12 protein-coding genes are annotated in these 13860 nt (G+C 58.7%); 5 read left to right on the top strand and 7 right to left on the bottom strand.

Translation table 11 applies throughout. The features are described 5' to 3' along the window. Window positions 1-18: 18 nt before the first annotated feature. From dcp to guaD, 5 genes are all read right to left on the bottom strand, one after another. Complete coding sequence (gene dcp / locus PU624_RS13250; RefSeq protein ID WP_283545354.1) at window positions 19-2061, bottom strand: peptidyl-dipeptidase Dcp; 2043 nt, start codon at window positions 2059-2061, stop codon at window positions 19-21. 61 nt (window positions 2062-2122) lie between these two features. After that, window positions 2123-2899: a xanthine dehydrogenase accessory protein XdhC gene (gene xdhC / locus PU624_RS13245; RefSeq protein ID WP_283545353.1), complete on the bottom strand. Its 777-nt coding sequence runs from the start codon at window positions 2897-2899 to the stop codon at window positions 2123-2125. Next, window positions 2886-5252, bottom strand: coding sequence for a xanthine dehydrogenase molybdopterin binding subunit (xdhB, locus tag PU624_RS13240; protein ID WP_283545352.1), 2367 nt, complete (start codon window positions 5250-5252; stop codon window positions 2886-2888). Before xdhB ends, xdhC begins: the two co-directional genes overlap by 14 nt. Next, on the bottom strand, window positions 5242-6684 hold the full coding sequence (xdhA, locus tag PU624_RS13235) for a xanthine dehydrogenase small subunit (RefSeq protein ID WP_283545351.1): 1443 nt from the start codon (window positions 6682-6684) through the stop codon (window positions 5242-5244). The genes xdhB and xdhA overlap by 11 nt, the downstream gene beginning before the upstream one ends. After that, entirely contained in the window at window positions 6681-8009 is a 1329-nt protein-coding gene (gene guaD / locus PU624_RS13230) for a guanine deaminase (protein WP_283545350.1), read from the bottom strand. Before guaD ends, xdhA begins: the two co-directional genes overlap by 4 nt. A 400-nt stretch (window positions 8010-8409) precedes the next feature. On the opposite strand from guaD, the gene ydfG reads away from it, so the two are divergent. Next, window positions 8410-9156: a bifunctional NADP-dependent 3-hydroxy acid dehydrogenase/3-hydroxypropionate dehydrogenase YdfG gene (gene ydfG / locus PU624_RS13225; protein WP_283545349.1), complete on the top strand. Its 747-nt coding sequence runs from the start codon at window positions 8410-8412 to the stop codon at window positions 9154-9156. Window positions 9157-9187: 31 nt separating this feature from the next. Here the strand turns inward: ydfG and PU624_RS13220 are convergent, their stop codons facing one another. Further along, complete coding sequence (locus PU624_RS13220) at window positions 9188-9514, bottom strand: YnfA family protein (protein ID WP_090963536.1); 327 nt, start codon at window positions 9512-9514, stop codon at window positions 9188-9190. Window positions 9515-9647: 133 nt separating this feature from the next. On the opposite strand from PU624_RS13220, the gene PU624_RS13215 reads away from it, so the two are divergent. Then, on the top strand, window positions 9648-9971 hold the full coding sequence (locus PU624_RS13215) for a DUF1283 family protein (RefSeq protein WP_283545348.1): 324 nt from the start codon (window positions 9648-9650) through the stop codon (window positions 9969-9971). 45 nt (window positions 9972-10016) lie between these two features. Beyond that, complete coding sequence (locus tag PU624_RS13210; protein ID WP_179895728.1) at window positions 10017-10313, top strand: DUF1161 domain-containing protein; 297 nt, start codon at window positions 10017-10019, stop codon at window positions 10311-10313. Window positions 10314-10352: 39 nt separating this feature from the next. Here the strand turns inward: PU624_RS13210 and PU624_RS13205 are convergent, their stop codons facing one another. Further along, a complete protein-coding gene (locus PU624_RS13205) occupies window positions 10353-11819 on the bottom strand; it encodes an MDR family MFS transporter (protein WP_283545347.1) in 1467 nt (488 codons plus the stop codon). Between the two features lie 392 nt (window positions 11820-12211). Between PU624_RS13205 and PU624_RS13200 the strand changes: the two genes are divergently transcribed. Together PU624_RS13200 and PU624_RS13195 are read left to right on the top strand one after the other, a co-directional pair. After that, window positions 12212-12928: an ABC transporter permease gene (locus PU624_RS13200; protein ID WP_283545346.1), complete on the top strand. Its 717-nt coding sequence runs from the start codon at window positions 12212-12214 to the stop codon at window positions 12926-12928. A 17-nt stretch (window positions 12929-12945) separates the two neighbouring features. After that, the gene (locus PU624_RS13195; RefSeq protein WP_283545345.1) at window positions 12946-13857 is read left to right on the top strand and encodes a glycine betaine ABC transporter substrate-binding protein; all 912 of its coding nucleotides are present in this window, start codon (window positions 12946-12948) and stop codon (window positions 13855-13857) included. Window positions 13858-13860: the final 3 nt, after the last annotated feature.

Raw genomic sequence — 13860 nt, 5'->3', positions numbered from 1 at the left:
TCGTGACAGCCCTTTTGATTAATCCGCCAGACCGCGATTCTTCAGCATCGGCTCCAGCTGCGGCGGTGCGCCCCGCCAGCTTTCATACAGCGCTTTAAGGTCACTGCTGTTTCCCCGTGACAGAATCTTCTGCCGGAAGATGTCGCCGTTCTCACGCGTCAGTCCGCCATGCTCCGCAAACCATTGATAGCCATCGTCCGCGAGCATCTGCGTCCAGATATAGGCGTAATAGCCTGCGGCATAGCCACCGCCCCAGATGTGCTGGAAATAGCTGGACCGATAGCGCGGCGGAACCGCCGTCAGCGCCATATTGTCGCTCTGCAGCGCCTGCTGCTCGAATCCCTCCACGCTTAGCGGCGCGGAATCACGCTTAATGCTGTGCCAGTGCAGATCCAGCAGCGCGGCAGCCAGCAGTTCGCTCATCTCATAGCCTTTGTTGAACGTCGCGGCACGAACGATCTTCTCATGCAGCTCAGCGGGCATCAGCTCATGCGTCTGATAGTGACGGGCGTAGTGGCGGAACACCGCCGGTTCGCTGGCCCAGTGCTCATTGATCTGCGAAGGAAACTCAACGAAATCGCGCGGGGTTTCCGTACCCGACAGGCTCGGATAGCGCTGACTGGCAAACAGGCCGTGCAGCGTGTGGCCAAACTCGTGAAACATTGTGATGACGTCGTCCCAGCTCAGCAGCGCCGGTTCACCGGCTGGCGGCTTGGTGTAGTTGCAGACGTTGTAGATCACCGGTTTGCTGTCGAGCAGCGTTGACTGGTTAACGAAGTTACTCATCCAGGCACCGCCGCCTTTGCTGTCACGTTTAAAGAAGTCGGTATAGAACAGCGCCAGCGGGGTTTCATCCGCATCGAAAATCTCATAGACCTGAACGTCGGGATGATAAACCGGCAGATCCTGTCGCGGGGTAAAACGGATGCCATAGAGCTGCGTCGCCGCCCAGAATACGCCATTCTGCAACACCGAATTCAGCTCAAAGTAGGGCTTAATCTGGCTCTCATCCAGATCGTAGCGAGCGCGTCGCACCTGTTCGGCATAAAAACGCCAGTCCCAGGCCTGCAGCGTAAAATCGCCCTGCTGCTGGTCGATAGTCTGCTGGATGTCCGCCGCTTCACGTTCGGCACGGGCGCGCGCGGCTGGCACGATGTTGTGCATAAACGCCAGCGCCGCTTTGGGGGTTTTTGCCATCTGATCCTGCAGTTTCCACTCGGCATAGCTGGCAAATCCCAGCAGCCGCGCCTGTTCCGCCCTGACCTGCGCCAGCCGTAACACCAGCTCGCGGGTATCGTTCTCATCCCCTTTTTCCGTGCGCGTCACGCCCGCCTTAAACAGCGCTTCACGGGTTGCGCGATCGGCAAGGCTCTGCAGCGCCGGTTGCTGGGTGGTGTTCTGCAGCACCAGCAGCCAGCTTTTCTCCAGTCCGCGCGCCTGCGCTTCCGCCTGCGCCACGGCCAGGTCGGCCGGTGACAGCCCCGCCAGCTGCTGCAAATCATCGACCACAAGTCCGCCCGCTTTGGTAGCGGCCAGCAATTTATTGGTGAAACGGGTGCTGAGGCGCGCCGCCTCCTGATTCAGCGCTTTAAGCTGGTGTTTCTGCGCCTCCGGCAGATTGGCCCCCGCCAGCTGGAAGCGCTGCCAGATCACCTCAACCAGCCGTTTTGATTCGGCATCCAGTTTTGCGCGCTGCAGATAGACCGCATCGAGCCGCGAAAACAGTGGGCGGTTCAGCATGATGTCATCGTTGAGCGCGGTAAGCTGCGGCGCGATCTCCTCGTCCACCTGCTGCAGATAAGGGCTGGTGTGCGCGGAGGTCATGGCACCAAACACCAGATTCACCCGGTTAAGCAGCTGGCCGCTCTTCTCCAGCGCCTCAAAGGTGTTGAGAAAGGTGGGCGCTTCGCTGTTCAGAGCGATCGCCTCGATCTCCTGACGCTTCTCTTCGATGCCCGCCTGCAGCGCAGGCAGGAAATCCTGCTCCTCAATCTGGTCAAAGGGAGGTGCCTGGTAAGGCAGTGTGCTGACGCTAAAGAAGGGATTCTGACGGGCGTTCATGGTTCGCTCCTGATGGGCATCGCAAAGTCTTATCCTGACAGGTTGCCGCGCAGGCGACAACTCAGGCGATTTGCTGCTGATAAACGCTGATGATTTCACCGGCAATCGCCACCGCAATCTCGGCGGGCAGCTTGCCTTTGACGTCTGGCAGACCAACCGGACAGCGCAGGCGTGCCAGCGGTTCACGCTGAACCCCCTTGCCTGCCAGCCGGTAGCGGAAACGCTGGTTTTTGGTCTCAGAGCCAATCAGCCCGACATAGCGGAAATCCCCGCGTTTCAGCACCGCTTCGCACAGTTCGAAGTCGAGGGGATGATGATGGGTCATGATAATAAAGTAGCTGCCCGCAGGGGCCTGCGCCACGCAGTCGAGCGGGTCCTCCGGCTGCCAGGTCACCACGCCTGGGGGCACGCTGCTGAACTGCCCCGGACGGCTGTCGATCCAGTTAATGTGACAGGGTAACGTCGCCAGCAGATTCACCACTGCCTGTCCGACGTGGCCCGCGCCAAAGAGAAAGATTTCCGGCTGCGCCTGCAGCAGCGGCTCAAACAGCAGCGTGGTTTTGCCGCCACAGCACTGTCCGAGCCTGGCGCCGAGGCTGAAATCCTCAGTGTGTGGCGCGGTTGCCCCGCTCTGCAGCATCGCCCTGGCCTGAGCGATGCAGGCAAACTCCAGATGACCGCCTCCGATGGTAAGAAAACTCTCCTGCTGCGTGACGACCATTTTGCTGCCGCTGTCTCGCGGCACCGAACCGTGCTCACTGAGCACGGTGATTAATACGCAGCTCTGGCGTTTTTCACGCAGCTGATGCAGCACGCCGATCCAGTCATGATAGATCATCAATGGCTCCCGTCAGGCGCTGCACGCCCCAGAAGATGCGCTCCGGCGTCGCGGGCGCATCCAGCCGTGGATGCAGCCGGTAACCGGCGACACTGGCGACCGCATCCTGCAGCGCGCACCAGGCGGCTATCCCTAACATAAACGGCGGTTCGCCCACGGCCTTGGAGTGAAACACCGTGTCTTTCGGGTTTTTGCGGTTTTCCACCAGCGTCACCTGCAGGTCTGCCGGGACGTCGCTGATGGCGGGAATTTTGTAGCTCGCCGGACCATCGGTCAGCAGCTGGCCTTTATCACTCCACACCAGCTCTTCGCAGGTGAGCCAGCCGACGCCCTGAACGAAGCCTCCTTCGACCTGCCCGATGTCGATGGCCGGGTTCAGCGAGGCACCCACGTCATGCAGGATGTCGGCACGTAGCAGGCGAGATTCACCGGTTAAGGTGTCGATCACCACCTCGCAGCAGGCCGCGCCGTAGGCATAGTAATAGAACGGCGTGCCGCGCCCGGCTACCCGGTCGTAATGAATGCCCGGCACGCGGTAGTAGCCGGTGGCAGAGAGCGGCACCTGATTCAGCCAGGCCAGTTTCGCTACTTCGGCGAAGGTGTAGTGTTTCTCTCCTGCACGCACCACGCCATTACGGAAGCTCACCGCCGCGGCGTCACACTGATGCAGCTCGCAGAGCATGGCGGTCATGCGATCGCGCAGGATTTCAGCGGCATTCTGCGCCGCTTTACCGTTGAGGTCAGCGCCGCTGGAGGCCGCCGTCGGCGAGGTGTTGGGCACTTTGCCGGTGTCGGTGGGGGTAATCTGGATTTTATCGGTCTCAATCTGCAGCACTTCGGCGACAATCTGAATCACCTTGGTGTTCAGCCCCTGTCCCATCTCGGTACCGCCGTGGTTCAGCTGAACCGTGCCGTCGGTGTAGATCAGGATCAGCGCACCCGCCTGATTAAGGAAGCTGGAGGTAAAGGAGATGCCGAATTTTACCGGCGTCAGCGCCAGCCCACGTTTCAGCAGCGGACTGCGGGCGTTATACGCCGTGATTTCCGCGCGGCGCGCCTGATAGTCGCTGCTCTGTTCCAGCTGTTCGGTGATCTCATCCAGCAGATTGTCCTCAACCTGCTGGTGGTAATGGGTGATGTTGCGATCCTGCTTGCCGTAGTAGTTACGTTTGCGCAGCGCCAGCGGGTCCAGCCCACGATCGCGGGCGATGTGATCCATGATCTGTTCAATTGCCACCATCCCCTGTGGCCCGCCAAACCCGCGATAGGCGGTGTTGGACGCAGTGTTGGTACGACAGCGGTAGCCGGTTACCCGCGCATCACCGAGGTAATAGGCGTTATCCGCGTGGAACATCGCACGATCGACGATCGATCCACTAAGATCCAGCGAATAACCGCAGTTTCCGGCCAGATCGATTTTGATGCCGCACAGACGCCCGTCTTCTTCAACACCCGCATCGTAGCGCACAAAGAACGGATGGCGTTTGCCGGTAACGCGCATATCGTCGCGGCGCGAGAGCCGCATCTTCGCCGCCCGGCCGGTCTGACGCGCCACGATAGCGCAGAGACAGGCAACACCCGCCGCCTGCGTCTCTTTGCCGCCAAAGCCGCCGCCCATCCGGCGCATATCTATCGTGACCTGATTCAGGCTGATGCCCATAACTTCCGCCACCAGCTTCTGCACTTCGGTGGGGTTCTGCGTTGAGGAGAAGACCTGCAGCTGCTGATCTTCGCCAGGAATGACCATTGCCGTCTGGGTTTCCAGATAGAAATGCTCCTGACCGCCAATGTGAAACGACCCGCTGACCCGATGCGGCGCACGCGCCAGTGCCGCGTCCACATCCCCGCGCTGATGGATGTGCGGTTCCTGCACAAAGCTGCCCTGCGCCAGCGCCTGTTCCACATCCAGCAGCGGTTCCAGCACGTCGTACTCAATCACCGCCGCGGCCGCGCCAAGACGCGCAGCGTCAGGGGATTCCGCCGCCACCGCAATCACGATTTGCCCCAGGTACTCTACTTTGTCATGCGCCAGCAGCGGATCGCCCGGCTCCAGCGGCCCGACATCATTGATGCCCGGCACATCCTGCCAGGTTAATACGCTGACGACGCCAGGAATCGCATAGCACGGCTGCACGTCTATATGCAGGATGCGCGCATGCGCGTGTTCACTCAGGCGCGGGCAGAGATGCAACAGCCCCGGCAGTTCCGGCTTGTCATCGATAAAACGCGCCTCGCCGGAGACATGTTTTTCCGCGCTCTCATGGCGGTGACTGCGACCCACGCCGCTCTGTAAATCCGCGGCATACTGCGCCTTGATAACCTCTTCGTTGAGTTCAGGACGGTTATGAGACATAGCGGGAGACCTCGAGGCAGGTGATTTCACCGTTGTGGCGATGCCAGTAGCGGCGGAGCAGGTTTCCTGCCACCTGAAGGCGGTAGTTACTGCTGGCGCGGAAATCGGAGAGCGGCTGGAAATCTTCCTCCAGCGCGGCGGCTGCACGTGACACCGTCACGGCATTAAGTGGCTGACCTGTCAGCGCCTGTTCACAGTGACGGGCGCGTTGCGGTGTCGCTGCCATGCCGCCAAAGGCGATACGGGCGGACGTGACCACGCCCTGTTCGACCTGCAGGTTAAAGGCGGCGAACACGGCGGAGATGTCATCATCCAGCCGTTTTGACACTTTCCAGGCGACAAAATCAGGTGACACCGTCACTTTATCGATACGAATGGCGCGGATAAACTCCCCTTTTTCCAGCTGCGTCTGGCGATAGCCGGTAAAGAACTGGTCCAGCGGCAGGCTCCGCTGCTGCTCACCGCGCTGTAACAATAGGCTGGCATTCAGGGCCAGCAGCACCGGCGACGCGTCGCCTATCGGGGAGGCGTTGCCGATGTTACCGCCAAGCGTGCCCTGCAGGCGGATTTGAAGTGAGGCAAAGCGCTGCAGCATCTCGCTGACGCCGGGAATGCGGCTGGCAAGAAACTCGCTGACCTGCTGCAGCGATGCACCTGCACCCAGCAGGTAGTGATCGTCAAATTCGCTGCAGACTTTCAGCGCGGCAACCTGCTCCAGCGCAATCAGCAGCGGTATTCTCTTATGCTGCTGGGTAATCATCAGGCTGAGATCGGTGCCACCGGCAATCAGCTTCGCATCGGGATGGGCCAGATAAATTTCGGCCAGCTGAGCCGGGGTTTTAGGCAGGAAGCAGCGGCGGCCTTCACCGCCTATCTCCTGCATCTCCGGGGTTGCCAGCGCCTCCAGCCGCTGCACCGTGGTGGCAGCGCCGTGATCAAACTGGTCAGTGACCGGCTGCGAGCAGAGCTGCTCCGCAGCTGCCATGATGGGCCGGTAGCCGGTGCAGCGGCAGAGGTTACCCGCCAGCGCGGTCTCCGCCTGATGACGATCCCAGCCCGCTGCATTTTTTTGCAGACTGAACAGCGACATCACAAAACCTGGCGTGCAGAATCCGCACTGCGAGCCGTGGCAGTCGACCATCGCCTGCTGCGCCGGATGCAGTGCGCGACCGTGACGCAGATCCTCAACCGTAATCAGCTGTTTGCCCTGCAACGCAGAGACCAGCGTCAGGCAGCTGTTGACCGTTTCATACTGCATTTCTCCCCCGACGGCTTTACCGAGAGTGACGCTGCACGCGCCGCAGTCGCCTGACGCGCAGCCCTCTTTGGTGCCAGGACGATGCTGCCGGGTGCGCAGGTAGTTGAGCACCGTGAGATTGGGGTCGAGCGCATCTTCGCTGACCAGCTGGTTGTTTAACAGAAACTGGATCATGCGGCTTGCTCCTGTGCATCGCGCTGCCAGACCGGACGACCACCGACCCAGGTCTGGGCAATGTTGCGGTCGTCGCCCAGCGTCATTAATACAAACAGTTTTTCCCAGATATCTTTGCTGTTGCCGATGCGCAGCTGCTGCAGCGCAGAGACCGCCGGGTCGAGCACCACAAAGTCCGCCTCTTTGCCGATGTTGAAATTCCCGATCGCGTGGTCGAGATCCAGCGCGCGCGCGCCGCCCAGCGTGGCGTGATAAAAGGCTTCGGCGGCGCTGAGCCGGTAGTGCTGCAGCTGGCCGACTTTGTAAGCTTCACCGAGGGTCTGCAGCATATTAAAGGTGGTGCCCGCACCAACATCGGTGCCGATCCCCACTTTCACGCCCTGCTGCCAGCTGCGTTTGATGTTAAACAGGCCGCTGCCGAGGAACAGATTTGAGGTAGGACAGAAGGCAATCGAGGAGTCGGTGTCGTGCAGACACTGCCACTCTTCCTCCTCCAGATGCAGACAGTGCGCAAAGACGCTGCGGCGACCGGTCAGCTGGTGATGATGATAAACATCCAGATAGCCCTCGCGCTCCGGGAACAGCTCTTTCACCCAGGCGACCTCCTGCGGGTTTTCGCTGAGATGGGTGTGCAGCCAGGTATCCGGGAACTCCTGACGCAGCTGCTGCACTTTTGCCAGCAGCTGCGGGGATGAAGTCGGCGCAAAGCGCGGCGTCAGGGCGTAGCTCAGCCGTCCACGCTGGTGCCAGCGCTCAATCAGCGCCCGCGTCTGCTGGTAGCTCTGTTCCGGGGTTTCGGTGAGGTTATCAGGCGCATTGCGATCCATCATCACTTTACCGGCGATCAGACGCATGTTCAGGGCTTCGGCTGCGCTGAACAGCGCCTCCACCGATTGCGGATGGACGGTGCCAAACACCAGCGCGCTCGTGGTGCCGTTAGAAAGCAGCTGATGCAGAAAGAAGGCGGACATCTTTGCAGCATGATCCGGGCAGTGATACTGCGCTTCGACCGGGAAGGTATAGTGATTCAGCCACTCCAGCAGCTGTTCGCCGAAAGCGCCAATCATCTCTGTCTGCGGATAGTGAATATGGGTATCGACAAAACCCGGCACGATCAGCTTGCCACGCAGGTCAGTAACCGGATGCCCCGCCAGCATCGCCTCGCTGTTCTCCCAGCTATCCAGCCCCACCACGTGTCCGTCACGCAGCAGCAGTACTCCATCCTCCAGATAGCGTGCCTGCCCGGCCAGGTCGTCGGGATGATCCACCACGCCTTTAAAGTCAAAGAAGGTGGCGCGTATCGCCGTGTCGGTTGCTGATAGCATGGGTATGTCCTTTCTGAATGCTGATTTAATGATGCAGGTAATTCTCTCTTTAATACCTTGCAACCTGCGTGCCAGAACTGGAATAGAATAAAGGCCTTATATTTCAATGAAATAACCACGAACAGAGGCGTTGCGCAACAAAAATGGCCTCTCCTGCCTTAGCAACCGTTTGCGGAGCCAATGCAAACGGTTGCGAATCAAAATGGGGCACAGTGATCAGGTTGAGTATGGCCTGATGTCCGTAAATCTGCCCTTTTCCGGTGCAGGCTGCCCCGAAAAGGCGCAACGCTTCGCCCGGTAAAATCCGTTTACAGGCAGGGCGGCTTTTCCACGCGCAGAAGCGGAAATGAAATGCTATGGTGAAGCCATCGACTCTGAAAATGGCATAAGGAACAGTGAGATGATTATTTTTGTCACCGGCGCGACCGCCGGTTTTGGTGAAAGCATCACCCGCCGCTTTATTGAGAACGGTCACAAAGTGATTGCCACCGGACGCCGCGCCGAACGTTTAAAAGCGCTGAAGGATGAACTGGGCGAGAACCTGTATACCGTACAGCTGGATGTGCGTAACCGTGCCGCTATCGAAGAGGCGGTGGACCAGTTACCGGCTGAATGGCGCAATATCGATGTACTGGTCAACAACGCCGGTCTGGCGCTGGGCATTGAGCCTGCGCACAAAGCCAACGTTGAAGACTGGGAAAACATGATCGACACCAACACCAAAGGCCTGGTTTACATGACCCGCGCCCTGCTGCCACACATGGTGGAGCGTGATGTGGGCCATATCATCAACATCGGATCGATTGCCGGTAGCTGGCCATATGCCGGTGGCAACGTTTATGGTGCGACCAAAGCCTTTGTCCGTCAGTTCAGCCTGAACCTGCGCACCGATCTGCACGGCACCGCGCTACGCGTGACCGACATTGAACCGGGTCTGGTGGGCGGTACGGAGTTTTCCAACGTGCGCTTTAAAGGCGATGATGACAAAGCCGGTCAGGTCTATGAAGGCGCTAAAGCACTGACGCCGGAAGATGTGACAGAAGCGGTCTGGTGGGTCGCCACGCTGCCTAAGCATGTGAATATCAACAGCCTTGAGATGATGCCGGTCAGCCAGACGCTGGCGGGCCTGAAGGTTCATAAGCCGTAAATTTCTGCCGCGCCAGCCCGTCCGGCTGGCGCTATCCGCGTCCCCAGCCCATCACAATAATCAGCATGCCGCTGAACGCAATCAGTGCCCCGCTCCAGTCCCACGCGCTCAACTTCACGCCATCCACCACCCGTAACCAGAGCAGTGCCGTGAGCACATAGACGCCACCGTAGGCGGCATATACCCGCCCGCTGGCGGCAGGATGCAGGGTCAGCAGCCAGACAAACAGCGCCAGGCTCGCCGCAGCAGGCAGTAACAGCCAGGCTGAGCCGCCTTTTTTGAGCCACAGCCACGGCAGAAAACAGCCGGTTATCTCCGCCAGCGCGGTAACAAAAAACAGCAAGGCGGTCTTAATCAGCACCCTTACCTCTCCTGAACGTAAACAAACGTCTCACCACTGGTTGGCAAAGAAACGGCGATGATATACTAAGCATACCCGCTGCAACAGCCGTCGCAGATGGCGATGTTTGCGTTAACTAAAGGATAGTGTGATGAAAAAAATGATCCCTGCTGTGCTGATGGTTCTGTTGTCTGGTATGGCTTTAAACGCTGGCGCGACCACCAACCGTCTGATCATTGAAGATGGCAGCACCGCGCTGGGCAATGAAGCGGCGCGCCAGGATAAAGAGCAATGGAATGACACGCGCATGCTGCGTAACAAAGTGAACACCCGCGTCGAAAAAGAGTTTGATAAGACCGATCGCGCCTTTGATACCCGCGATAAATGCGAGCAGAGCCTCAATCTCAACGCCTACTGGGAACCTAACACCCTGCGTTGCCTGGATCGCCGTTCAGGTCGCCCGGTAGCGCCGTAAATTTGAGCTATAGTAATGACGGACGACTAACATAAGGAAGACGTGATGAAGCTACAGAGGGTTTTGTTAAGCGCGGCGTTTTTAGCTCTGCCGCTGATGGCACAGGCATCCTGCGAGTCGGTGAAAGCCGATATCAGCCAGAAAATTATTCAGAACGGTGTGCCTGAATCAGGTTTTAGTCTCGACGTTGTCGCCAATGATCAGGTCGATCAGGCGGGCGGTCAGGTCGTCGGACATTGTGAAAACGACACACAAAAGATTGTTTATAAGCGTACAGGCCGGGACGACGAAGCCAGCGTCCCCGCCAGTGCCGGCAGTTCTCAGGACGCGCCTGCACAGTAGTCAGATTCAAATCAGGGCGACATCCTGTCGCCCTGTCTGCTAGTCCGCCTGTTCCGGCCGCTGACGCGGCATCATCCATGCCACCCCCACCGCAAATAGCGCAATGACCAGTGCTACCACGAACACCCAGTGCAATGATGTCGCTATCGCCGCGACCATCTGCTGCAGGGTTTCCGGCTGCAGCTGCTGGCGACTGGGCTCAGACATAATCTGCTGCACCGGATCCTGCACCAGCGGCAGTCGCCATTGCAGATTAAGATTCAGCACCGCGCCCATAATCGCCGTTCCCACCGCTGAGCCGATCATCCGGCTGAACATGATTGACGCGGTACAGATGCCGCGAATCTGGTAGTCCGCCTGGTTCTGCACCGAAACCAGGAACGTGGTGCTGGTCATCCCCATGCCGGTCCCAATCAGAAACGCGGTGAAACCCGCCTGATAGAGCGAACTCTCGGGCCGTAAGAACAGCAGCAATGCGCTGCCGGTGACCAGCAACAGCGCGCCGAGCTGGGCGGTGAAACGATAAGAGGTGTGCAGCATCAGTCTGCCGCTCAGGGTGCTGGCCAGCGGCCAGCCAATCGACATCATCGCCAGCACACTGCCCGCCTGTAACGGTGAGCCGCCGCGTATTCCCTGAATCCAGGTAGGCAGAAACGCGCTGATGCCCATCATGGCCGCCCCGATAATCAGATTGCCCGCGTTACCGGCCACGATAAGCCGGCTGCGCCAGATGATCAGCGGAAACAGTGGTGCCGCTGAACGCTGCTCATGACGCTTAAGCTGCCAGCCCGCAAACAGCGAGAAAATCAGGAACGGCACCAGCCAGATGCCCAGCTGTTCCGCCTGCAACAGCGCAACCAGCAGCGCGGTCACGCAGAGCATCAGCCAGCCGCTTCCGGCCAGATTCAGCGGCTGCGATTTCTCCTCCTTCTGATGCGCCGGTAACCAGCGCGCCAGCATCAGCATGCTGATCAGGCCAATCGGCAGATTGACCCAGAAAATCACCGACCAGCTGAAGTGCTGCACCAGCCAGGCCCCGGTCAGCGGCCCGACAATCGCCGCGACACCCCAGACGCTGGAAAGCCAGCCCTGCACGCTGGCACGTTCGCGCGGCGAATAGATATCCGCCACGATGGTGGAGCTGAGCGGCATGATCGCACCTGCCCCCAGGCCCTGAAACGCCCGGAACAGGATTAACCAGGTCATGGTATGGGCGAAACCACACAGGACCGAGCCCACCAGGAAGATCGAGGTGCCGACAAAAAACATGGTTTTTCGCCCCACCATATCCGCCAGCCGCCCGTAGAGCGGCACGCTGACCGCCTGCGTCAGCAGATAGATGGAGAACACCCAGCCAAACTGCGAAAAACCGCCGAGGTCAGCAATAATGGTGGGCATTGCGGTGGCCACAATGGTGACTTCAATGGCGGCCATAAACATCGCCAGCATGCAGGCAATTAAGATCCAGTGGCGATGTCCGGTCTGGAGTTGTGCGCTTTCAGTCATAGGGTTCCTTTTTTAATCTGCAAGGCTAGCTCAAAAACAGCCAAAGCAGTTTCCTGCGCGTGCGCATCTTCTGCGCCATCTGTGACGGTGTCACTAAAAGTCGATGAATTTTTTTTATTGTCGCTTAAGCCCAGCGGGTATGCGGCTTTAAACCCATTTTAGACCGTTTCTATCTGCCTGATATATGGCTTAAAAGCTGGCTTGTGCAAAAAAGGCCTGCTATAGCATTACCCCATCTTATTCGGTATTCACTGAAAAAGAGTGGATAAACAGTCATTTTATCTACATTTTATCGCAGTTTCGGTTTTGGGCGCGGCGGCAGTTTTTGTCGCACCTGTCGGGCTGTTTTTGGTTGTTATAACAATTGAGATCGTCATCAGGGAGATTCTCCTATGCAAAATGCTTCACTGGCCCGACGCGCCGGTCTGGCACTGCTTGCAGTGGTCGCGGTGATCGCCGTGTTGATCTGGGGCTTAGGCTGGGATCAGCTGGTCGCACGTAAAGTCGACCTGCTCTATCTCGGGCAGCAGCACCTCTTCTTAGTTTTCTGGTCAATGTTGTTCGCCCTGCTGGTCGGGGTTCCCAGCGGCATCCTGCTCAGTCGCCCGTTTGCGCGTCGCTGGGCCGAGTATGTGATGCAGATTTTCAATGTCGGTAACACCCTGCCACCGCTCGCCGTGTTGGCGCTGGCGATGGTGATTATCGGAATCGGCGACCGTCCGGCGCTGATTGCACTGTTTCTCGCCTCGCTCCTGCCTATCGTCCGCAACACCTTCTCGGGTCTCAGCGCGGTTCCTCCGTCGCTGATTGAAGCCGCCAACGGCATCGGCATGACCAAATGGCAACGTCTGCGTCAGGTTGAGCTGCCCAATGCCATGCCCGTGATCCTCGCAGGCGTGCGCATCGCCACCGCCATTAACGTCGGTACCGCCCCACTGGCCTTCCTGATTGGTGCCAGCAGCTTTGGTGAGCTGATTTTCCCGGGTATCTACCTGAATGACTTCCCGACGCTGATTCTGGGTGCCGTCGCCACCGCGCTGGTCGCGCTGGTACTGGATATGATGCTGGCCGCGCTGGGCCGCTTTCTGAGTCCGCACGCTGCGGCATGACCACAAGGAGCTTTGTAATGCTAACGAAGTGGATTAAGAAAAGCGTTGTCGCGCTGACCGCGACGCTGCTGCTAAGCCAGACGGCGCAGGCTGCTGCCCCGCTGGTGATGGCGACCAAGAGTTTTACCGAGCAGCATATCCTGTCAGCGATGACGGTGCTCTGGCTGCAGAAGAAAGGCTTTGAGGTGGTCCCTAAACGTAATATCGCCACCACCATCGGCCGCAATGCGCTGCTGAATAAGCAGATTGATATGGTCTGGGAATACACCGGTACCTCACTGATTATCTTTAACCATATCAATCAGCCCATGTCTTCACAGCAGGCGTATGAGACGGTGAAAAAGCTGGATGCGAAACTGGGACTGGTCTGGCTCAATCCGGCCCCCATGAACAATACCTATGCCTTTGCCATGACCCGTGAACGGGCCGAAAAAGAGGATATCAGCACCATGTCGCAGCTGGTTGCGAAGATTGAGCAGGTGCGTAAATCCGACCCGGATCATAACTGGCGTCTGGGGCTGGACCTGGAATTCTCCGGCCGTTCCGATGGCATGAAGCCGTTGCAGAAGACCTATAACCTGGCGCTGGATCGCCCGCAGATCCGTCAGATGGATCCGGGTCTGGTCTATAACGCCATTCGCGACGGATTCGTGGATGCCGGTCTGATCTACACCACCGATGGCCGGGTTAAAGGCTTCGACCTGAAAGTGCTGGAGGATGATAAACACTTCTTCCCGAGCTACAACGTGACGCCGGTTGTGCGTCAGGATGTGCTGGCGAGCCATCCGGGACTGGATACCGCGCTGAATCAGCTGTCTGCGCAGATCAATGATGAGGCGATCACGGAGCTGAATAAGCGGGTCGATATCGACCATGAGTCGCCGGAAAAAGTGGCGCGTGATTTCCTTCAATCCAAAAACATGCTGTAAGGA

This window comes from Pantoea sp. Lij88 (genome assembly GCF_030062155.1).
Classification (GTDB): Bacteria; Pseudomonadota; Gammaproteobacteria; order Enterobacterales; family Enterobacteriaceae; genus Pantoea.
This window is presented reverse-complemented; position numbering and strand designations above follow the sequence as displayed.